A 21,986-nucleotide genomic window follows, 5' to 3' on the forward strand; every position below is an offset into this window, starting at 1 on the left:
AATTAATAGGAAAACAGCTATGTCTGCTACTGCGATTATTTTTCCCGGTCAAGGTTCACAAGCCGTGGGTATGCTGAGTGAATTGGCCGACCAATATGGCGTTGTGCAACAAACGTTTGCCGAGGCGTCAGAAGTCTTAGGGTACGATTTGTGGGCGCTTGTGCAACAAGGGCCAGAAGCGGATTTAAATGAAACGCATCGCACACAGCCTGCGTTGCTGACCGCATCTGTCGCTATCTGGCGTGTATGGCAATCACAAGGCGGTGCAACACCGTCATTGCTTGCAGGCCATAGCTTGGGCGAGTACTCAGCCTTGGTTTGTGCAGGTGTATTGGACTTTAAAGAAGCCGTTAAGCTTGTCGAGCTGCGCGGTCAGTTGATGCAAGAAGCCGTCCCTGCAGGTGTAGGGGCGATGTCAGCGATTATTGGCTTGGATAACGATGCGATTGCGGCAGCCTGTGAGCAAGCCGCGCAGGACCAAGTTGTTTCACCCGTTAACTTCAACTCGCCTGGCCAAGTTGTGATTGCAGGTAACAAAGAAGCGGTTGAGCGTGCCAATGTACTGTGTAAAGAAGCAGGCGCCAAGCGTGCACTGCCATTGCCGGTGTCTGTTCCATCGCATTGTGCGTTGATGAAGCCGGCAGCGGAGAAATTAGCGCAAGCGCTTGAGCAAGTGAGCTTTAATACCCCTGACATCCCAGTGATCAATAATGCGGATGTAGAAACACCGACTGATCCGGCGGCGATCAAAGATGCTTTAGTACGTCAGTTGTATGGCCCTGTTCGCTGGACAGAAACTGTGGAGCGTATGGCTGCAGAAGGCGTTGAGCAGTTGTTGGAGTTTGGCCCGGGCAAAGTGCTGACTGGGTTAACAAAACGCATCAATAAATCGCTAAGCAGTGCGGCGGTTAACGATAGCGCGAGCTTAGCGTCTGCCAACGCGTAAGCGTTGAGCTGGCAATAACATTCTGTGACTGCCGACCGAGGTCGGCAGAATCAACTAAAAGGGTAACCGAATGAAACTAGACGGAAAAGTAGCGCTAGTGACTGGCGCGAGCCGAGGCATCGGCCGTGCAACGGCAGAGTTGCTTGCTGAGCGTGGTGCCACTGTGATTGGTACGGCAACCAGCGAAAATGGTGCAGCAGCGATTAGCGACTATCTCGCTGAAAAGGGTAAAGGGTTGGCGTTGAATGTCACCTCACCGGAGTCGGTCGCTGAGGTGCTCGACACAATTAAAAAAGAATTTGGCGATGTTGACATTCTGGTTAACAACGCAGGCATCACGCGTGATAACCTATTGATGCGTATGAAAGACGACGAGTGGCAGGACATTATGGACACCAACTTGACGTCGATTTTCCGTTTATCTAAAGCGGTATTACGTGCGATGATGAAAAAACGCTGTGGCCGTATTATTAATATTGGCTCAGTGGTTGGTGTAATGGGTAATGCGGGTCAAGCAAACTATGCTGCAGCGAAAGCGGGTGTGATAGGCTTTACCAAATCCATGGCACGAGAAGTGGCTGCACGTGGGATCACCGTTAACACAGTTGCGCCTGGTTTTATCGAAACCGATATGACCAAAGCACTGAACGATGATCAGCGTTCAGCAACACTGGCACAAGTGCCAGCTGGTCGTTTAGGCGACCCTCGAGAAATTGCTGCAACTGTTGCATTCTTAGCCTCTGACGATGCTGCCTATATCACAGGCGAAACATTGCACGTCAACGGCGGTATGTACATGATTTGATCTCTAACGTTGCAATCTCGAATGACACACGTCAAACTCCGATTGATTTGTCCCCAAATCGTGGTTTGACCAGCGGTGGGGGTCTTGCAACTTCCACATTAATGAATAAACTACAGCACATATCGCATCTGCGAATCTTGTAAGGACTAGTATTAATATGAGCAACATCGAAGAACGCGTAAAGAAAATCATCGTTGAGCAACTGGGTGTAGACGAAGCAGAAGTGAAAAACGAAGCTTCTTTCGTAGACGACCTAGGCGCGGACTCTCTGGATACCGTAGAGCTAGTAATGGCTCTAGAAGAGGAATTCGATACAGAGATTCCAGATGAAGAAGCCGAAAAGATTACCACTGTTCAAGCGGCTATCGACTACGTAGTTAGCGCTTCCGAGTAATCCCTGATTCCCACCAGGCGGTCTCCTTGACCGCCTGTGTTCTTTTTAAGCTATTCTAATTTCCAAACTTATATTCTCCGGAGAACATCATCGTGTCTAAGCGTCGTGTTGTTGTGACTGGCATGGGTATGCTATCACCCGTGGGTAACTCAGTTGAGTCGTCATGGAAGGCCCTGCTGGCTGGCCAAAGCGGTATTTCGGCTATCGAGCACTTCGATACCACCAACTTTGCCACTAAGTTTGCCGGCATGGTAAAAGACTTCAACTGTGAAGATTACATGTCGAAGAAAGATGCACGCAAAATGGACTTGTTCATCCAATACGGCATTGCTGCCAGTGTTCAAGCCATTCAAGACTCCGGACTAGCTGTAGATGACAACAATGCACACCGTATTGGTGTGGCAATTGGTTCTGGCATCGGTGGTCTTGGTCTGATTGAACAAAACCATCGTGCATTGGTGGAAAAAGGCCCACGTAAAATCAGTCCTTTCTTTGTTCCTTCTACCATTGTGAACATGATCGCCGGTCATGTTTCTATCAACTATGGCATGCGTGGCCCGAATATCTCGATTTCAACGGCTTGTACCACAGGTCTTCACAATATTGGTCATGCTGCTCGTATGATTGCGTACGGTGATGCCGACGCAATGGTTGCCGGTGGCGCAGAAAAAGCCTCCACAGAGCTCGGTATTGGCGGCTTTGCGGCGGCGAAAGCACTGTCAACTCGCAATGACGATCCTCAAGCGGCGTCGCGCCCTTGGGATAAAGATCGTGATGGTTTCGTGCTCGGTGACGGTGCAGGTATTATGGTGCTGGAAGAGTACGAACACGCCAAAGCGCGTGGCGCGAAAATTTACTGTGAACTGGTTGGCTTCGGCATGAGTGGTGACGCTTATCACATGACCTCACCGAGCGAAGACGGCTCAGGCGCTGCATTAGCGATGGAAGCGGCGATTCGCGATGCGGGTATTACGCCAGACCAAATCGGTTATGTGAATGCCCATGGTACATCGACGCCTGCGGGTGACGTGGCTGAAAGTAAAGCCGTTCGTCGTGCGATGGGTGACGCAGCAGACCGTGTTCTGGTGTCTTCGACCAAGTCGATGACAGGACACCTTCTTGGCGCAGCAGGCTCCGTTGAGTCGATCATCACTGCGATGTCATTGATTGACCAAGCGGTACCGCCAACGATTAACCTTGAAAATGTCGACGAAGGTTGCGATCTGGACTATGTTCCGCATGAAGCCCGTGACGTGAAAATGGATTACGCATTGTGTAACTCATTCGGCTTTGGTGGCACCAATGGGTCTCTGATCTTCAAGAAAATCTAATTGCGCGCTTGTTGAGCGCAAAGTGATTAAAGATTTTGATATAGTAACGGTCCGATTTATCGGGCCGTTTTTATTTGTGGAGTGACGAGGCATCATGCAGTGGGTCAATGGACAACCGAGCGCAACAGTACCGATCAGCGATCGGGGGCTGCAATTTGGTGATGGTTGTTTTACCACGGGCCAGAGTGTTCAAGGTGTGCTGCAGCAGGCTGATGCGCACTTCGAACGATTGATGGCGACCTGCCAACAGCTCGCGATTGATGGTGTCGATTGGTTACGGCTACAGCAAACGGTCGCTCACGCTTGTGCGCAGTCAAACCAAGAGCAGGTGGTCAAAATCGTGATCACGCGAGGGCAAGGTGGGCGCGGCTACAGCCCCGCAGGGTGCCAGCAGCCAACCGATATTGTGACCCTTTATGCTTTTCCTCAGCATTACTATCAATGGCAGCAGCACGGGATTTCGTTGGCGACCACAGAAAGACAGTTGGGTGCCTCCCCATTGGCAGGCCTGAAACATCTGAATCGGTTGGAGCAAGTGTTACTCAAGCACGAACTTGACCAACGCAATAAGCTGTCTTCAGCCACCGTCGACGATCTGGTGGTATGCGATCTGTTTGGCAACCTTGTCGAGACCACGGCATCGAATCTTTTTTGGCGTCAAGGCGCCGATGTGTATACGCCCGCTCTGCACTATGCCGGCGTGGATGGGCTGATGCGTCAGCGCGTTATTGCGATGCTTGAGGACATCCCTGACTATCACTGTCACGTGGTGCAACAAGGACCGGATGCGCTTTATCAAGCTGAGGAAGTCTTTATCACCAATACCCTAATGAAAGTGGTCCCTGTGAATCATATTGACCACATATCGTATTCTGATCATACGCTGGCAAGCGCATTACAGCAGAGGTTAAACGCGTGCTAAAAAAGCGAATATTCGGGCTGATCAGCCTACTCATGTGTCTGCTTGTCGCGCTGGCAGGCTGGACGCTTTGGCAGACAAAAGCCTATGTGGCGTCACCGTTAAACCTTGAGTCACCACAACTGGTGACAATTGAGAAAGGGGCGCATTATCATAAAGTTATCAATCAGTTTGAAGAAAAAGGCTGGCTGACTGCGACAGTGTGGGCCAAGGTGGCGCCTCGGGTGTATCCTGAGTTGACACGGATTCAAGCGGGTACCTTTCAAATTCATCCGGGACAAAGCTTAAGTGAGGCATTCGCCACCTTGCGTGAGGGACAGCAATATCAAGATGCCATCACCTTTATTGAGGGAAGCACCTTCGCGCAGTGGCAGTCACAAATGGTATCGGCACCACATCTCGAACAAACATTGATGGGACTCGATGAAGCTGACATCGCCAAACAGTTAGGCGCTGAGTACACCAAGCTTGAGGGCTTGTTACTCCCCGAAACCTATGTCTACGATGTGGGGGATACGGATTTGTCTTTGTTGCGTCGCGCATACCGAGCGATGCAAGCGTCGCTCAATAAGGCATGGCAAAATCGGGCTGATGACCTGCCGATCGACTCGCCGTATGAGCTGTTAATCTTGGCCTCCATTATCGAGAAAGAAACCGCGATCGATGCCGAGCGCACCAAAGTGGCTTCGGTTTTTGTCAATCGGCTGCGTCGGGGGATGCGTTTACAAACCGACCCGACGGTGATTTATGGCATGGGTGACAACTATGATGGCAATATTCGTAAGCGAGATTTACGCACCCCGACGCCTTACAATACCTATGTGATAAAAGGGCTACCGCCAACGCCGATCGCCATGCCGGGTGTGGCATCACTGATGGCGGCGGCACAGCCTGCCACCACTCAATACTATTATTTTGTCGCGACAGGGAAAGGCGGCCATCAATTTTCTACCACGCTGGCCGAGCATAATCGAGCGGTGCGTGATTACCTAAAAGTGTTAAAGAGCCAATGAAAAACCATTTTATTGTTGTAGAAGGCCTCGAAGGAGCGGGTAAAAGCACGGCTATTGCAAAGGTGAAGCAGGTGCTACACCAGCACGGCATCGATGACGTGATCACCACCCGTGAACCTGGTGGCACCCCGCTGGCCGAGCAAATGCGTACCTTGGTTAAGCAAGGTCATCCGGATGAGCCTCTCACCGACAAAGCCGAGTTATTACTTTTGTATGCGGCGCGCGTACAGCTGGTAGAGAACGTCATAAAGCCGGCTTTGGCGAATGGCCAATGGGTGATCGGCGATCGTCATGATATGTCCTCGCAAGCCTATCAAGGTGGTGGCCGCGGTATGGATGCAGCTCTGATGCAAAGCCTTAAAGCCACGGTATTGGGCGACTTTTCGCCCTCGCTGACCTTGTATATGGATATTGAGCCTAGTCAGGGGCTAGCGCGTGCTCGCGGTCGTGGCGAACTGGATCGAATTGAAACCATGCAGCTCGACTTTTTTGAACGGACACGAGCACGTTATTTAGCACTTGCTAAGGCGGATCCGAGCGTGGTGACTATCGATGCGGGACAGTCGCTCGACACGGTTTCTCGCAGCATTGAACAGGCTTTAACCCAATGGCTAACGACACAAAACACGCCATGAGTGACGCAGTAACGCTATCTATCCCAGCACCTGAGGTGTTGCCCTGGTTTGCACCAATGTGGTCTCACTGGCAACACTTACTGACGCAACAACGCTTGCCGCATGCTCTTTTACTCGCGGCGCCAACCGGCAGCGGACGTGGTGAGCTGGTGAGCTTGTTGGCAAAAACACGCTTATGCCAAACACAGACAGAGCAGCCTTGTGGGCACTGCCATAGCTGTCAACTGTATGCAGCTGGTAATCACCCGGATGTACATTGGCTGAAGCCAGAAAAACCCGGCAAACAAATCAGTATTGACGCGGTGCGCCAAAGCCAACGCAAAGCCACTGAAACGTCTCAACTGGGTGGTGCACGATTCATTATTATCGAACCGGCTGAGATGCTCGGTGAAGCTGCCGCGAATGCATTGCTCAAAACCCTTGAGGAGCCACCCTCAGCCTGTCATTTTGTCTTGCTCAGTGACTCGCTAGACACCTTACTGGCGACCATCATCAGCCGTTGCAGCGTATGGAAAGCGCCCCAGCCGGAGATGCAGGTTGCCAAGCAATGGGTCGAGCAAGCATTGCAGCGAGACGTGCCTTATCATGCGGTGGCGCTATATCGTGGCGCACCAATGGCGGCCAAGGAGTTTGTGGCCAAAGGGGGATTGGATCATCACCATGCGGTTGTGACTCAGCTAGCGGACTACTTGGTGACGCGCTCGGGCCTATTTGACACGCTTGACCAGTTGGTTTCACACTATCCCGCTTCTTTGGACTGGGCCAGCTACTTTTTGCTTGATGTGATGAAGTGGCGCCAAGGGGCGACCAATGCACTCATTCATCACCATCACCAACCCGTGGTAGTGAAAGTGGCTGAGGCGCTACAAACCCATCAATTACACAGTCAGCTGCGTGCGCTGCATCATATGCAACGGCAACTGACCAAGCATTCAGGACTAAACACTGAGCTTGTGATTAGCCAGTGGTTATTAACGATTGGAGAATAACGTGTTAATAGACTCTCATTGCCATCTCGACAAACTGGATTATGACGCACTACACCAGAATGTCGCCGATGTATTAGATAAAGCGAAGGCAAGAGGTGTCGATTACTTTCTCTCGGTGGGGGTGACGCTGGATAGCTTCCCCGCGATGTTGGAGATGATTCGTCCTTACCCCGAAGTCTTTGCCTCATGTGGTGTTCACCCACTCGATATTGAAAACGGGTTCGATTATGACCGTTTAAAGGCCCTTGCCGCTGATGATCGTGTGGTGGCTATTGGCGAGACAGGGTTGGATTACCATTACCAGCCCGAGTTGGCCGAACAGCAACAAGAGATTTTCCGCCAGCACGTGCGTTTAGCGGTAGAGCTTAATAAGCCACTGATTATTCATACCCGCACGGCACGTGAAGATACACTGACGATTTTACGTGAGGAAGGGGCTGAACGTGTTGGTGGCGTGCTACACTGTTTTACAGAGAGTTACGAGATGGCCGAGGCGGCTATTGAGCTAGGCTTTTATATTTCTATCTCAGGTATCGTGACCTTTAATAAGGCGACCGAGCTTAAAGAGGTGGTACGCCGTTTACCGCTAGAGCGCTTGTTGGTAGAAACTGACTCGCCCTATTTAGCGCCGGTGCCTTATCGCGGTAAGCAAAACCAGCCTGCCTACGTGCGGGAAGTTGCCGAGTATATCGCGTTGCTTAAAGGGGAAACGGTTGAGACGGTTTGTGATGTCACAAGCCGCAACTTTTTTGCGCTTTTTAGCGGTGCGAAAGCTAATTAATTCAAAAAGCCCGGCGACAATGCCGGGCTTTTCCTTCTTTTGCCATTTCATTGTATATCGGGCGGGTAAAATAAAATCATTTCACGCCTTATGATGTATGTGGCTTGCCTGATGACATGCAGATACGGTTGTTATTTTTTGGTCAAAATTGCGTCATATTGACGTCAAAGTGACCATGCTGACAATGTCGTTATCGATTTTTGATTTGAATCAAAAACGCCATAAGTTATTGAAATTCTATAAGTAATAGGTTTTTCCGTGTCTCTATTACGCAATGTATTAATTCGTTACGTAAAATAACTTTCCACTTTGTTCTCATTGCACTTGTTGCACTTTTTCAATTCTTGCTTTTTAAAATAAAAGTAACTTTAAAATCATTTACTTACGAGTATTTTTGCTGATTTTGTCAGCAGGTTTAATTGTGATCTATATTTACTTTTTAATCAGTAAAATCATCGTACGTAGGCAGGGTGATGATTCGCACCTTATAGTTTGGGTGAGTTCAATAATCACAAATCGCAATGACTCTCAGGCGTCCGACGTTTTCGGGCCACCTGTAGCGGGGGAGCCGAATGGTTAGCCACGAGAGCATGCATTGTTAACTTCCTTGTCAGGAGCAAGACTATGTCAAAAAACCTCTTTGCTAACCTGCAAAAAGTCGGTAAGGCGCTGATGCTACCAGTATCCGTGCTACCGGTAGCAGGTATATTGTTGGGTGTTGGTGCGGCCAACTTTAGCTGGATGCCAGATATTGTTTCTCATCTGATGGAACAAGCTGGTGGGTCTGTGTTCGGCCAAATGGCACTGCTGTTCGCCGTGGGTGTCGCGCTGGGCTTTACTAACAACGACGGTGTTTCCGGTCTGTCTGCGATCGTCGGTTACGGCATCATGGTGGCAACACTTAACGTGATGGCTCCTGTGATGGGCGCTGAAGAAATCAAGACGGGTGTACTCGGCGGTATTCTCGCCGGTGCTGTGGCTGCGTGGACGTTTAATCGCTTCTACACCATTCAGCTGCCTGACTACCTTGGTTTCTTTGCGGGCAAACGTTCGGTGCCAATTATCACCGGTTTCCTCTCTATCGCACTGGGTGTCATCCTTTCTGTTATCTGGCCACCAATCGGTGGTGCGATCGCTACCTTCTCTCACTGGGCTGCAGAGCAAAACCCTGTGACCGCATTTGGTATCTACGGTATTGTAGAGCGTGCATTGATCCCATTCGGCCTGCATCACATCTGGAACGTACCTTTCTTCTACGAAGCAGGTAGCTGTGTGAACAATGCAGGCGAGCAAGTGAATGGCATCATGACTTGCTTCTTGACCGCTAACGACGCGACTCGTGAAGCAGGCAACGGCTTCGGTCAGTTAGCCGGTGGTTACTTGTTCAAAATGTTCGGTCTACCAGCCGCTGCGTTTGCGATTGCACATTCTGCAAAACCAGAAAACCGCGCCAAAATCATGGGTATCATGGCGTCAGCAGCACTGACTTCATTCCTTACTGGTATTACTGAACCTATCGAATTCTCGTTCTTGTTCATCGCACCTGTACTGTACGGTATTCACGCGGTGATGGCGGGCTTGGCTTATGTGTTGACCAACGCACTGGGCGTGGTACACGGCCATACTTTCTCTAACGGTTTCATCGACTTTATCGTACAAATGCCACGTGCTGAGAACGTGACTACACTGGTACTGCTTGGCCTGGGTTATGGTGTTCTTTACTACATCGTATTCCGCGTGGTGATCCGTGCTCTTGACCTGAAAACCCCAGGTCGCGAAGACGAAACCACTGAAACCTCAACAGCGACTGGCTCTGAGCTAGCGGGTGACTTGGTTGCAGCCTTCGGTGGTAAAGACAACATCACAGGTCTTGACGCATGTATTACACGCCTACGTGTTTCTGTGGCAGACACTGAAATTGTTAACCAAGACAAGCTTAAGCAACTTGGTGCAGCGGGTGTTGTAGTTGTATCTGGTGGCGTACAAGCTATCTTCGGTACGAAATCAGACAACCTGCGTACGGAAATGGATGATTGGATGCGCAGTCACTAACCAGTGACATCGTCCAAGATGATCAAGGAGAGCCATTGGCTCTCCTTTTTTTATGTGTATTTGCCACGATGAAAAAAGGTGAGGGAGCGTTATGCGCCGAGCGAGAGAAAGAATAGCATTAGTACCGGAACCAGCAGACTTAAAATAAAGCCGCTGACGATCGCGATCGGCACACAGCGAATCCCGCCGGTGCTTTGAATAATGGGTAAGGTAAAGTCCATTGCGGTTGCGCCACCATAGCCAATCGCTGTGAGTGGATAACGGCTAATAATCATGGGAATCAACATAATGGCCACCAGCTCGCGGGCAAGTTCGACAATAAATGAAGCGCCACCATAGACGGGACCGAGCCCATCCCCCATTAAGATCCCTGCCAATGAATACCAGCCGAACCCGGATGCCATCGCAAGGCCGTGATGATAGGGCAGATCGAGTAACCATGCGGCTAATAAACCACCCGGCAGTGAGGTGATGACGATGAGCGCGGCGATCACCACACCTTTTTTATTCAGCACAATTTGTTTAAGGGTCATGCCACTATTGCGTAATTGAATACCAATCAAAAACAGCAGAAGTAGCAGAATGATCTCGCTGGCGGTATCGACCCAAGATAAGTCCATTTCTACGATCAGTCCAACGGCGAGCCCCACGAAGACGGCGGCTATCAGTTTGCCAGATTCAGACATCATGGTGCGTAGCTTTAGTTTGTGTTGATGGCCCTGCGTATCCGTCGGCCAGATTTTATCTAAAATCGGTAAGGCGAGGAGGTTGGCTCCCCCAATACAGACAAAGAAAGTTGCCGCGTAGACACCAATAGTGGAAATGTTACTCCCTAGGTTGTCGAGAGCAGCTAAGCTCAGGCCCATCAGCAATAAAATCACGATCACCAGTCGGACGGTTAGCGTATTAACCCAATGAACATGCTGAGGCCGCTTAAGGGGTATGAGGTAGCCCACGATAAGGGGTAAAAAGATCAGTAACATCCCTGAGAACATCGATTTTGCTCACAATAAAGAAAGAGTCCATCGAGGTTATCAATCGGTTAATAGTCTGGTCAATAAAATCAGACAGCTGTGATATGGAATCACACCACAGCGTGATAGGTGCATTGGCAGTTAGATGCTGCTCGCTTCGATGACAGCGTCAAGTTCACGGGTAAAGTCCAACTCGTTCAAGTTAGACAGTTCATAAAGGGCTTCAGCCCCGGGCGCGGTAAGCTCAACGTCATGGTCGTCAATGGCGTCATCATGGTTACGGAACATGAGCAAGTGATTCGCCATGCGTGCAATATCTAAATAGGTAATGTCTGGGCGAGCCTGTGTGTATAGCTTGGTATTAATTGCCACTTCAATGTAATCACGCTCAAAGTGCCAATTTTGAAGGATGAGTCGACTGCTATCGCCCGATAAGTTGAAGAATACTTGTTCGGCAATATCAAACTTAAGGTAGTGGCCTTCATCGAGAAAACGTTGGAATTCGCCAATGATGCTGTACAAACCAATATCAGCGAGTAGGCCAATGATTAAGGCTTTTTCTGGCTCAACCGACAAGGGCTCATCACAATAGCTATGAATTTTCTGAGTCACCAACGCCATAGCAGCCGCAAACTCACGGGATTTTTGCGCGCTTCGCTTCAAAATATGATTGCACTGAGGGCCAAATTTGGCTTGGCTTTTTAATTGATAAATGGCTGCCGCAGTCACGATCCCTAGCACACGGTCGACTCCTAATCGGGAAACCGCAGTTTGGATATCTTTGCATTTGCCGGTGGCCCGCGGTGCAAATAAAGCGGAGTTTGCTGCTTTGAGTACTGCACCACAAAGGCTAGGGTCATCGATCAACAAGTTGGCAATGTCGCGCATCGTGGTATGAGGCTGTTTGCTGGCACGCTGGATTGACAGAACGACATCCGGTAAAGGAGGAAGGGCAAGGCGATTGACACGGATGGTTTCAACGGCGCGTTTGTAAAACTCAGTTTCTATGCCGCGTAAGTATTTATCGCGATCGGGGGAGACCCAAAAGAATGACAGATGGTCCATAAGTCCTGATTCTATTTTTTACCGTCTTGTATGGTAATGCGGACGCACAGGAAAGAGAACCGCGAACACGTGGATTACTCGTTTTTTCCGTTCCTTTGTTGATACTTTGAACAACTTGGAGTAGGTGCTAGCGTTACTCGTCGTTTTCGAGCGGGTAACGTAGCAATTTATCGATAAACTCCGCGACCTGATTTGGGCTAGGTTGTGACAGCAATAGCTGTTTTTGTTTGACTTCAATAGGTAGCAGCTCGAGCCAACGCAAACACACCCACCCAAGTTCGTCATATTGCGCGAGGTTAAAATGGTGATGTAATGCAGGGTTGGAACGATAGTATTGCGCAAGTTTGTTGCTTAAATATTCATATTCCTGTGGTGTATTTTGCTGTCGCCATTGGGGGAGTGGCGAATACGTGCCTAGCTTTACGTCATTGTCACCCAGTGTAATCGATTCGACTTTTACACATTCGATGCCTTGCAGTGTTAGCGCCATATGATGGGTATCGTGGCGATCAAAATCCGCAACGTGGCAGAGGGTCACGATGGGAGAAATCGCACTGGGTGTCTCGAGCTCGCACCCTTCTTCTTGCATCGCAATCAGAAGTTCAGGCGGGTTACCCGCTTGCGATAGCACACTTAGGTAAAAGGCTTCTGGCACAATATAAGTGTGCAAGCCTCCGGGGAGTAAGTGACTGGTTTTAATTAATACGGGCTTCGTTGACATCGTATCCTCGAGTAGAAAACATCCTTTCTTTAAATTTAGCGCACTTAGCTAACTTGGTTAAGTCTTCATCACTATTCCTGTCTGTTTAAAACGAAATACGAATGCTTGTTAAAATACCCTTGATAATTCCATGTCTTTTTAGGGGTCAAATTTCTGTACAGTGATCTAATGCATAGAATTTCATATTCACATCATGCACTATTTCGCGTGTCGAATTATTAGGCTTAGTGACCGTTTTTTTGGTCACCACTTTTTCGCTCAGGAGAGAAATAGGAGTTACCGATGAGTGTGGTATTTAAAGCCCATATTGTTAAGTACTTGAGCAACTTCGGTGCGATGGAACAACGCTCAATGTTTGGCGGAACAGGGTTTTTCTACGACGGCGCGATGTTTATGTTGCTGACAGATAAGCGACTGTATTTGCGAGGCGGTGGCGCGTTATCAGAAAGACTACTCGATAAAACCTGTCGCAAATTTGTTCATGTCAAAAAGAGTTCAACCGCGGTTGTTAATTATTACGAAATTACCAGCTTATACATCCAAGACGATCCCGAATTAGGTCAGCTTGTCAAAACATCGATTGATATTGCGGTGGCAGATAAAAAACGTAAAGAGAGCTTAGATAGCCGACGACTTCGCGACCTGCCTAACCTGCGATTGACCATTGAGCGCATGTTGAAGAAATCGGGCGTTGAAGATGTGCGCACATTTAATCAGCTTACGCCCGAGGAGCTGTTTCGTCGTGTACAGATGACTCATGGCAAAGATGTGGACGTCAGTCTGTTGTGGAAATTTGCTGGTGCGCAACAAGGTTGTCACTGGAAGCTGATTGAAAAAGAAGAGCGCGATCGTTTACTTGCCGCTGTTTAATACCCATTTTTCGCGTATACAGCCGACCGAATAGGTCGGATTTTTTATGTTTAGGGTCTAGCAAAGTGAGGCGGGTGGCGCGAATATACTCAGATTGTGCGAAAAATGTGACGCTTGGATAAATAATCGACGGTTAAACCATAAAAGTGCAATTTATACGTGACAGGCGAAAAAAGTTATGTAGAATTCAAACCACTTAGCCGAGAGGTGAAACGTAAAGGCGCGTTGGCAGAGTGGCTATGCAGCGGATTGCAAATCCGTGGACCTCGGTTCGACTCCGGGACGCGCCTCCATGCACTTGGCTAAAACAATACGGACGCGGGATGGAGCAGTTTGGTAGCTCGTCGGGCTCATAACCCGAAGGTCGTCGGTTCAAATCCGGCTCCCGCAACCAATGTTACAAAGCGTTATTAAACGCTTGTTAAAAAGCGACATTAGCTCAGCTGGTAGAGCGCAACCTTGCCAAGGTTGAGGTCACGAGTTCGAACCTCGTATGTCGCTCCAAATTACAACAGTGGCGTAAGCGGCTGAAAGAATTGTGTGCCCCGGTGGTGGAATTGGTAGACACAAGGGATTTAAAATCCCTCGGCGTTCGCGCTGTGCCGGTTCAAGTCCGGCCCGGGGCACCATTAAAAAAGAAAACGGCGACCAGATTGGTCGCCGTTTTTTCGTTTAACGGACAGCGAGTTTGCACGCTGTGTTAAAAGCCCTATCCCAGTCACAATATTGTCTAACTGATAAACATATCACCATTGAATTTAGATGCTTTTTTGCCTAAAATTTAACCATAACGAACGAGGGCAGTATGCACAGGCCAGTGATGCAAAAAAAAGCAAAACAAGTCACACAAAAAATGATTGATCGCGCGGTGGCAAGCTCGACGGCAATCGAAACGCAAGCAACCACGGAAGAAGTAGAAGCTAAATTAAAAGAAAACCGACAAAAGTACCAAGCGCTCGCATTGGCGGATTAGCCATTCACTGCAATAAGGATGGCGAGAAGCCAATGGTTATCGGCAATAGACGATGACCTTGTTAACCCTGTGGGGAGCTGGGTGGCAATACATCTTTTACCAAGCGTTCCATATGCTGGTAATCATGACCGACGCCTGCCTGAATAGCGGCAATATAAAAATCTTTGTTTTCCTCCCATAGCCGGTAATCTAGCAACCCTATCCCTGCCTTTTGACACATCACATCAATCAATAAGCGAGAAATGCGTCCATTTCCCTCTCTGAATGGATGGATAAGAATGAATTCAACATGGCTTTGCGCTAAAAATTGAATGAGCTCTGTGCGTGTCATCGTTGGTAAATTGGGATAATCCGTTAAGTAATCTCGTTCAAACTGAGTGAGACAAGGACCAATTTGTTTCGGTGAGGTGAAGCGAAATCCCGCCTTACTCAGTTCGACATTTCGTACCTGTCCGGCCCACAAATAGACGTTCCCGAGCCATTGCCGGTGCCAACTGGCCATAGTGTTAAAGCGCAGTGCGCGAGGAAAGTGTCCACCGGTAAAAACCCTTTCGTAGAGTTTAGACAAAAGCACTGCCTCAATATCTTCTATGTCGTGCAATTGCGTGATACCGAGTAAGTTACGCAAGACTTGCTCATTCGAGCCAGGTTGATATTGCGCCTCTGAGGCTTGCGTCTCATAACGTGTCATACCTGTCTTCCTTGCTTATCCACAACCATGAACGTGAGAGGATGTCACTTGCCTTTATCCGCCCTGTTACGGTGGCACTGGCTGTTATGTCATATATGTCATAGGCTTTAAGTATAGTGGATAGACAATGGGCTTTACGCTGGATACAGGAGTAAAAAAAGCAGCGTCGAAACGCTGCTTGAAAAGGGAAGGGGTTAGACCATGCTGAGACAATGGATCTCATTGTGATGTGCCAAGCGATAATGAATATCGGCCGGATCCTGACAGGGGCACTGACGAACGATGGTCCCCCGTTTTATCCACGTTTCCATCATGGCGTCCACGCCGTCCGGGGTCAGACCATACTCTTTGGCAAGCGCCTCGGCACTAATGACACCCGCCTGAGTGACACTGGCTTTGAGCTTTTGCAGGATCATAATAGGTCTCCTTAAACCAATGAGGATGCTTACCGATGTAGCGCATTGCGGCAACTACCGCGATGAGTAGCGCCGAAATACCGCCAATGTAGAGTGAAGCTGAAACCGGTGAAACACTGATCTGACTGAGTTGGAAACACAGGGTCGCACCGCTGACGGCCAGTAACATTGACCAACTGGCAATGAACATGGCGAAACGGCGACCAAACTCGCGAGTGTAAGCGCCCATCGCAGCCACACAGGGGGTATAGAGCAAAATAAACATCAAGTAGGCCAGCACGCTGGCGGTGGAGCTAAAGTGGTGATGCAGGTTATCGAATGTGGCGAGACTGACTTCTTGCTCTTCTGCTGCCAATTCGGGATTATCGATATCACCCACGCTCACTGCCAGTGGATCACTAAAATCAATATCAAACAAGTTGGCTGGAATGCTTTGTACCGCTTCTAGTAAGGCATCACCAATCGTGGTGGAGGCTTCCTCAACATCTGAGGGTGCGTAGAGGTTATTAAGCGTACCAACGACGGCTTCTTTGGCAAACAAACCGGTGACAAGGCCTACGGTTGCCGGCCAGTTATCTTCTTCAATACCAATTGGGGCGAGGGCAGGCGTCACGACTTGCGCGGCTTTAGACAGCACGGACGTATCGCTGTCTTCGTGTCCGAACGTGCCATCTGTGCCGAGCGAGTTGAAGAAGGTTAAAATGGTTACCACCAGTACAATGGTTTTACCGGCACCCAACACAAAACGGCGTAGCTTCTGCCAAGTATTGCTCATCACATGGCGTAATCGCGGCAATTCATAGTCTGGCAGCGTCATGAGCAGGCTTTCACTGTGCCCGGGGTAAAGCGTGTGACGCAAAATCAGACCGGTGATGATCGCCACCACAATGCCCAGTAAATAAAGGCCAAAAACGAGGTTTTGCCCTTGTTGTGGGAAGAAAGCGGCAGCAAATAAGGCGTACACCGGTAGTCGTGCACCACAGGACATAAAGGTAGCCATGGTAGCTGCGGTTTTGCGCTCATTGATTTGTTCTAAGGTCCGAGTTGCCATCACCGCTGGTACCGTGCAGCCAAAGCCCAAAATTAAAGGGACGAAGGCCTTGCCCGGCAAGCCGATCTTTTGCATTAAACCATCGAGTAAGAATGCGGCGCGTGCCATATATCCTGTGCTTTCGAGAACAGTGAGGAACAGGTACAAGCCCGCAATGACGGGAATAAAGGTTGCGACAGTTTGGATCCCGCCGCCGAGACCATCTGCGATAACGGTGACGATGGCGGTCGGAAGCACCCCATCCAGTAGCTGATGGGTGCCATCGACAAGAATCGCGCCAGCGGCAATATCAAAAAAGTCGATAAATGCGCCGCCGATATTAATCGCAAACACAAACATGGCGTATAGCACGGCGAGCAAAATAGGCAGCGATAAGAAGGAGTTAAGAATAACCTTATCAAGCTTTTCAGTATTATTGCGACTTAAATGGCGATGCTCACGACGGGTGTCATGCACCAAATCGCGGATATAGCTGTAGCGTGCATCGGCAATCAGAATATCAGTATCATGCTCGGCGAGCGATTGGCAGGCTTGCGCAAAGATATGTTGTTGCGCCTCGTCACTGCCATCAGGCAGGCGACCACGTTCGAGACATTCTAACAGGTGCGCGCGTTGGTTCACTTGTCCGGTCGCGGTACGAATAAAGCTGGCGCCAAGGTGGGCTTGTATCCAAGCTTCGATGTGCTCACCGTAGTTCAGTTGCATGGCGTCGCACTGAGGGATGTCGCTCACAATATGGGACAGTTGATGGCGAAATGTCGCGACACTGTCTGCTTGGCAGGCGGTGACGGTGAGGACAGGACAGCCTAACCACGCTTGCAGTTTAGCAATATCAAGCTGTTGTCCGTTCCTATCGAGCAGATCCATTTTGTTGATCAGCACCACCATAGGCACACCACGCTCACGGAGCTGCAGCGTTAAGTACAGTCCACGCTCTAGGCTGTTAGCATCCAGTACGTTAATGATGATGTCACTGTCGCGGCTATCAATCGAAAAGGTAGCGATTTGCTCATCTAAACTCGCATCAAAGCCAGCATTTAGCGCGTATAAGCCAGGCAAGTCGGTGATCTCGGCCTCAGCATTATCGAGTGAAAGCTGGCCGACTTTTTTATCTACCGTGACGCCCGCCCAGTTACCAACCTTTTGGCGAGAACCGGTTAATGCGTTAAACAAGGTGGTTTTACCGCAGTTGGGATTACCGGCGAGAAGAATGCGTGTTTTACTCATTACATGGCCTCCACATCGATCAGCTTGGCGATTTCACGACGGACGATGAGTTGTTCGTTGTCGAGGCGTATTTGCAATGGGTCGCCCAGGGGTGCACGCCGAACCAGCTCAACGGCGGTGCCTGGGATCAATCCCATAACGGCAAGACGATGGCGGATAACAGCTGGCACATGATGGACACTGGTAATGCGTGCGGCCTGGCCGCGACCGAGAGTCGACAGTTTCATAGTGCGAGATCCAAATAAGAATGGTTTGCATTGGATATTACGCTTAAATTTCACGTGGTTTTTTGCTTAGGATCAAGCAATTTTTAGTGAGCATCTTGTCTTGAAAGTAAGACGATGAAAGAAATGGTGGCAAAGAGGTAGATATATGAAGGGAAAAAGCAAAAATTAGCCGCTAACTGTGTAATAAAATATTTCACTCGCTGGCAATCAAACCACTGCCAGCGAGTGATAGGTTAGCGTGCGTGATGTGATGATGACTCTTTTTGTGCTTTACGCCGTTGATCATTTAAGTTGGCTTTGGCGGTTGCAAGCAGGTTGTCTGTGGTGATTGCATCTGGGCCAAACCCTGCGTTTTGTCCGGTAAGCAGCGAAAGCGCTTCGGCCACATGGGAGACCGCATAGATGTGAAACTCGCCTTTCTCTACCGCATGGACCACATCCTTGCGCAGCATCAGGTTTTGGATATTGGCGGCGGGAATGATCACCCCTTGCTGCTCGGTGGGACCTTTAATGGTGCATACATCAAAGAAGCCCTCGATTTTTTCGTTCACGCCGCCAATCGGCTGCGCCTCGCCAAATTGGTTCATGGAGCCTGTAATCGCCAGATCTTGACGCAAGGGCACGCCCGTAATCGCCGAGAGAATCGCACAAAACTCTGCCATTGACGCACTGTCTCCATCGACGCCTCCGTAAGATTGCTCAAAAGTGATATGCGTTTTGAGCGGGATTTGTTCTGTTTTGCCGAGTAGGGTGGCGAGGTACGCGGACAAGATCATCACCCCTTTAGAGTGAATTCGTCCACCGAGTTTAACGCTGCGCTCAATATCGAGCACTTCGCCTTCACCATAAGCGGTAGTGGCAGTAATCCGGTTGGGGAGTCCGAAGCTAAAATCTGACGTACTCAATACCGATAAGCCGTTGATTTGGCCTAGTGCAGAGCCGGTGGTATTGATCAAGGTGACGCCGTTTTCAAAGTTCTGCATCATGCTATCGCGCACGCGGCTCACCCGCATATTGCGGCTTGCTAGAGCTTTCTCGACATGCAAAGCACGAATGCTATTGGCGTTGGCTTGCGTCGCCCAGTAGTTGGACTCGCGCAAAAGATTAGCAATGTCAGCGGAGTGCAGCGACAAGCGATTTTGATCTTCGGCTTGACGGGCACTGTGCTCAATGATGCGCGCAATCGCTCCGCGACTACAGTGCAGTAAACCGCCGTCGTGGATAATGCTGGAGATAAACTTCGCGTACTGCTGCTCTGTGCTATCGTTGCGTGGCATATCGTCTTCGAAGTCGGCGGTTACCCGAAATAGCTCGCTAAACTCGGCATCATAGCGTTGCAGCAATTGATAAGTTTGGTAATCACCAAATAAGATGATCTTTACATCAAGCGGAATGGGGGCGGGATCGAGCGATACAGTGCCACTAAGGGTGACTTCGCGTTCAAGGGCGCTCACACTGAGCTGTCTTGTGCTTAGGGCGCGCTTGATGCCGTCCCAGACGTAGGGTTTCTCGAGTACCTTGATGGCATCCATCAGCAGCACGCCGCCATTAGCGCGGTGAAAACTGCCCGCACGGATCAGCGAGAAGTCGGTGAACACTGTGCCTTTAAAAGTAGCATTTTCAACATAACCAAAGAGGTTGTGATAACTGGGGCTGTCTTCCACCACGACAGGTGCTTGGTTGTCGTCTTGGCTCACCAAGACATTAACTTGGTAGCGGCGCGGTAGTTTTTTATCGAGTGCGGCATAAGCGAGCGCCGCTTGATCCTCGCTGTCTTCGAGAAAGATGTCCAAATGCTCTAGCATATCCGCTTGCATCGCCTCTAGAAATGCCAGCACGTCAGGGAGATCTGCAAACGCTTTGGTGACGGACTTCATTTGGGCGGCAATCACATCGCGCGCTACTTCTTCATCCAGCGCTTGTTGCTTTTCCGCGTAGTCTTCTTCCCATTCGCCGAGTTGACGCACAACGCTGCGCAGTTCGGTTTCGAGTTTATCAATCACCTTGCCGAATGCCATTTGCTCATCTTGAGAGAGCGCATCGAAGGTGTCCTCAGTGTGAGGCTCTTCGCCGTTAAGGGCAACAAACTGGTAATCGCCTTGCGGGGTGATCGTCAAACTAACATTGTTTTGTTCTGCACTATCGCTGAGTGCTTTTAACACGGTTTGTTGGCGCTCGGTGAGCTGGTTTTTGAGTGTTTCCGCACGCTGGTAATACATTTCGTTGTCGAACGCGAGGGGCAGCGCATTGGCGAGTTTTCCCATCAACTGCTCAACGTGCTTTTTGAGTTCATTTCCTCGCCCTGCAGGAAGCTTCAGGACTTCAGGCGCGCGGGCTTCTTGGAAATTAGCGACGTAACACCAATCATGGACCGGCGTATCATTTTTCCAATGGTGGTTTAAATAGCGCATCACCATGGTGCGCTTGCCTAATCCGTTCTGACCGATGGCGTAAATGTTATAGCCCTTTTCCTTGATCGACATGGCAAACTCAACGGCATGTCGTGCTCGGTCTTGGCCAACAATCTCATCCAACGGCGCAAGATGCTTCGTTGAGGTGATGTCACTGTGTTTAAAGCTAGATTCGCGATACAAACGTTCGCTGTTCACCACGGTAGTCGCCATAATCGATCCTATTTGGCCTTTTATCGATTGATGCTTTCAGTGTAGCGAGTGTAAGTGACTGTTTTAGTGATGCTGGTGGAGAAAGTCGCGACAGGGTCACAGTTTAATACTAGGTGGTGAATAAATGAGCAGAAAAAAGGCCCATTGAAGGCCCTTTTGAGTACGTTGTTAAAGTAGGACTGATTAGAGCGATTTTTTCATTGCGTTTATCAATGCGTCGATATCTTGGCGATTGACGTCTTTGTGGGTGACAAAGCGAGCCGGTGCGCCATTTAAACTCACTCGAAAGCCGTTATCCATCAGGCGCATATTGAGACGAACCCGATCGATGTTGTCGGCAATATCAACATACACAATATTGGTTTGCACGTCATAATTGTGGGTAGAAAAGCCTTCAATCTCATTGATTTTATTGGCTAAGTAATGGGCATTAGCATGATCTTCAGCGAGACGTTCGACATTTTCTTCGAGTGCTTTTTGTCCGGCAACGGCGAGAATACCGGCTTGACGCATACCTCCGCCCAGCATTTTTCGTAGCCGTCTAGCCTTTTCAATGAAGGCTTTCGAGCCCAATAGCAAAGAGCCAACCGGTGCGCCTAATCCTTTTGACAAGCAAACAGTCATCGAATCGAAATGGCAGCTTATCGCGGTAATATCGACATCCAGTGCCACCGCCGCGTTGTAAACACGTGCGCCATCAAGGTGAAGGCTTAGCTGATGCTTGTTGCAAAACATGCGTGCTTCGGCCAAGTAGGAAAGGGGTAGAACACGGCCGCCGATGGTGTTTTCTAAACTGAGCAATTTGGTGCGTGCAAAATGAAAGTCATTAGGTTTAATGGCTACGGCAAGCTTCTCAAATGGCAACGTACCGTCTGGGGCATTTTCAATGGGTTGAGGCTGAATAGAGCCTAATACGGCTGCACCACCGGCTTCATATTTGTAGTTATGTGCTTGCTGACCACACAGGTATTCGTCACCGCGCTCACAGTGCGACATCAGCGCTAATAGGTTGGCTTGCGTACCTGATGAGGTAAAGAGGGCGGCATCAAAGCCATGGCGCTCTGCGGCCCAGCGTTCTAATGCATTGATACTTGGGTCATCACCATAGACATCATCGCCGACGGGGGCATTGGCCATCGCGTCTCGCATGGCTTGGTCGGGTTTGGTGACGGTATCAGAGCGAAAATCAATCATGTATTACATCCTTGCTGAGTGAGGATCGTCGAGCGTGTTGCCTAATAATACACACAACGCTTGTTGGTTGGCAGTCGAGACCGGCGAT

At 49.6% G+C, this 21,986-nt stretch carries 21 protein-coding genes and 4 tRNA genes; 16 read left to right on the plus strand and 9 right to left on the minus strand.

Going from position 1 to position 21,986, the window contains the following annotated elements:
- Nucleotides 1-19: 19 nt before the first annotated feature.
- From fabD to ptsG, 10 genes are all read left to right on the plus strand, one after another.
- The gene (gene fabD, locus BGK46_RS10295) at nt 20-946 is read left to right on the plus strand and encodes an ACP S-malonyltransferase (protein ID WP_069589100.1); all 927 of its coding nucleotides are present in this window, start codon (nt 20-22) and stop codon (nt 944-946) included.
- Between the two features lie 70 nt (nt 947-1,016).
- Nucleotides 1,017-1,751, plus strand: a complete 735-nt coding sequence (gene fabG, locus BGK46_RS10300; RefSeq protein WP_069589101.1) for a 3-oxoacyl-ACP reductase FabG — start codon at nt 1,017-1,019, stop codon at nt 1,749-1,751.
- A gap of 157 nt (nt 1,752-1,908) precedes the next feature.
- Nucleotides 1,909-2,145, plus strand: coding sequence for an acyl carrier protein (gene acpP, locus BGK46_RS10305; protein ID WP_002541727.1), 237 nt, complete (start codon nt 1,909-1,911; stop codon nt 2,143-2,145).
- A 92-nt stretch (nt 2,146-2,237) separates the two neighbouring features.
- Complete coding sequence (fabF, locus tag BGK46_RS10310; RefSeq protein ID WP_069589102.1) at nt 2,238-3,476, plus strand: beta-ketoacyl-ACP synthase II; 1,239 nt, start codon at nt 2,238-2,240, stop codon at nt 3,474-3,476.
- A 94-nt stretch (nt 3,477-3,570) separates the two neighbouring features.
- Entirely contained in the window at nt 3,571-4,398 is an 828-nt protein-coding gene (gene pabC, locus BGK46_RS10315) for an aminodeoxychorismate lyase (RefSeq protein ID WP_069589103.1), read from the plus strand.
- On the plus strand, nt 4,392-5,408 hold the full coding sequence (mltG, locus tag BGK46_RS10320) for an endolytic transglycosylase MltG (RefSeq protein WP_069589105.1): 1,017 nt from the start codon (nt 4,392-4,394) through the stop codon (nt 5,406-5,408). Before pabC ends, mltG begins: the two co-directional genes overlap by 7 nt.
- Nucleotides 5,405-6,043, plus strand: coding sequence for a dTMP kinase (gene tmk / locus BGK46_RS10325; protein WP_069589106.1), 639 nt, complete (start codon nt 5,405-5,407; stop codon nt 6,041-6,043). Before mltG ends, tmk begins: the two co-directional genes overlap by 4 nt.
- Nucleotides 6,016-7,032 carry a DNA polymerase III subunit delta' gene (gene holB / locus BGK46_RS10330; protein ID WP_175418652.1) on the plus strand — a complete coding sequence of 339 codons (1,017 nt, stop codon included), beginning with the start codon at nt 6,016-6,018 and terminating at the stop codon, nt 7,030-7,032. Before tmk ends, holB begins: the two co-directional genes overlap by 28 nt.
- Nucleotide 7,033: 1 nt before the next feature.
- Nucleotides 7,034-7,813, plus strand: a complete 780-nt coding sequence (locus BGK46_RS10335) for a TatD family hydrolase (protein WP_069589108.1) — start codon at nt 7,034-7,036, stop codon at nt 7,811-7,813.
- A 624-nt stretch (nt 7,814-8,437) separates the two neighbouring features.
- Complete coding sequence (ptsG, locus tag BGK46_RS10340; RefSeq protein ID WP_069589109.1) at nt 8,438-9,865, plus strand: PTS glucose transporter subunit IIBC; 1,428 nt, start codon at nt 8,438-8,440, stop codon at nt 9,863-9,865.
- A gap of 89 nt (nt 9,866-9,954) precedes the next feature.
- On the opposite strand, the gene BGK46_RS10345 is transcribed toward ptsG, so the two are convergent.
- The 3 genes from BGK46_RS10345 to BGK46_RS10355 all read right to left on the minus strand — a co-directional run bounded on the left by BGK46_RS10345 (nt 9,955) and on the right by BGK46_RS10355 (nt 12,625).
- A complete protein-coding gene (locus tag BGK46_RS10345) occupies nt 9,955-10,860 on the minus strand; it encodes a lysine exporter LysO family protein (RefSeq protein ID WP_069589110.1) in 906 nt (301 codons plus the stop codon).
- A gap of 120 nt (nt 10,861-10,980) precedes the next feature.
- The gene (locus BGK46_RS10350) at nt 10,981-11,904 is read right to left on the minus strand and encodes an HDOD domain-containing protein (protein ID WP_069589112.1); all 924 of its coding nucleotides are present in this window, start codon (nt 11,902-11,904) and stop codon (nt 10,981-10,983) included.
- Between the two features lie 133 nt (nt 11,905-12,037).
- Complete coding sequence (locus BGK46_RS10355) at nt 12,038-12,625, minus strand: LON peptidase substrate-binding domain-containing protein (protein ID WP_069589113.1); 588 nt, start codon at nt 12,623-12,625, stop codon at nt 12,038-12,040.
- Nucleotides 12,626-12,907: 282 nt separating this feature from the next.
- Between BGK46_RS10355 and BGK46_RS10360 the strand changes: the two genes are divergently transcribed.
- The 6 genes from BGK46_RS10360 to BGK46_RS17620 all read left to right on the plus strand — a co-directional run bounded on the left by BGK46_RS10360 (nt 12,908) and on the right by BGK46_RS17620 (nt 14,468).
- Nucleotides 12,908-13,495 (plus strand): TfoX/Sxy family DNA transformation protein, encoded by a 588-nt coding sequence (locus BGK46_RS10360; protein ID WP_069589115.1) that lies wholly within the window; start codon nt 12,908-12,910, stop codon nt 13,493-13,495.
- A gap of 219 nt (nt 13,496-13,714) precedes the next feature.
- A tRNA-Cys gene (locus BGK46_RS10365) sits at nt 13,715-13,788 on the plus strand.
- Nucleotides 13,789-13,812: 24 nt separating this feature from the next.
- Nucleotides 13,813-13,889, plus strand: a tRNA-Met gene (locus BGK46_RS10370).
- Between the two features lie 34 nt (nt 13,890-13,923).
- Nucleotides 13,924-13,999 (plus strand) — tRNA-Gly (locus BGK46_RS10375).
- A gap of 38 nt (nt 14,000-14,037) precedes the next feature.
- A tRNA-Leu gene (locus tag BGK46_RS10380) sits at nt 14,038-14,124 on the plus strand.
- Nucleotides 14,125-14,300: 176 nt separating this feature from the next.
- The gene (locus BGK46_RS17620; protein WP_167313777.1) at nt 14,301-14,468 is read left to right on the plus strand and encodes a hypothetical protein; all 168 of its coding nucleotides are present in this window, start codon (nt 14,301-14,303) and stop codon (nt 14,466-14,468) included.
- Between the two features lie 61 nt (nt 14,469-14,529).
- Here the strand turns inward: BGK46_RS17620 and BGK46_RS10385 are convergent, their stop codons facing one another.
- From BGK46_RS10385 to ltaE, 6 genes are all read right to left on the minus strand, one after another.
- A complete protein-coding gene (locus tag BGK46_RS10385; protein ID WP_069589116.1) occupies nt 14,530-15,159 on the minus strand; it encodes a Fic/DOC family protein in 630 nt (209 codons plus the stop codon).
- 194 nt (nt 15,160-15,353) lie between these two features.
- Entirely contained in the window at nt 15,354-15,575 is a 222-nt protein-coding gene (locus tag BGK46_RS10390; RefSeq protein WP_069589117.1) for a FeoC-like transcriptional regulator, read from the minus strand.
- Nucleotides 15,526-17,853 (minus strand): Fe(2+) transporter permease subunit FeoB, encoded by a 2,328-nt coding sequence (feoB, locus tag BGK46_RS10395; RefSeq protein WP_069589118.1) that lies wholly within the window; start codon nt 17,851-17,853, stop codon nt 15,526-15,528. Before feoB ends, BGK46_RS10390 begins: the two co-directional genes overlap by 50 nt.
- Nucleotides 17,853-18,080, minus strand: coding sequence for a FeoA family protein (locus tag BGK46_RS10400; RefSeq protein ID WP_069589119.1), 228 nt, complete (start codon nt 18,078-18,080; stop codon nt 17,853-17,855). Before BGK46_RS10400 ends, feoB begins: the two co-directional genes overlap by 1 nt.
- A 233-nt stretch (nt 18,081-18,313) precedes the next feature.
- A complete protein-coding gene (locus tag BGK46_RS10405) occupies nt 18,314-20,704 on the minus strand; it encodes a Lon protease family protein (RefSeq protein WP_069589121.1) in 2,391 nt (796 codons plus the stop codon).
- Nucleotides 20,705-20,887: 183 nt separating this feature from the next.
- Nucleotides 20,888-21,898, minus strand: coding sequence for a low-specificity L-threonine aldolase (gene ltaE, locus BGK46_RS10410; RefSeq protein ID WP_069589122.1), 1,011 nt, complete (start codon nt 21,896-21,898; stop codon nt 20,888-20,890).
- Nucleotides 21,899-21,986 lie beyond the last annotated feature (88 nt).

Origin of the sequence: Salinivibrio sp. SS2 (genome assembly GCF_001722075.1) — a bacterium.
Lineage (GTDB): Bacteria > Pseudomonadota > Gammaproteobacteria > Enterobacterales > Vibrionaceae > Salinivibrio > Salinivibrio proteolyticus.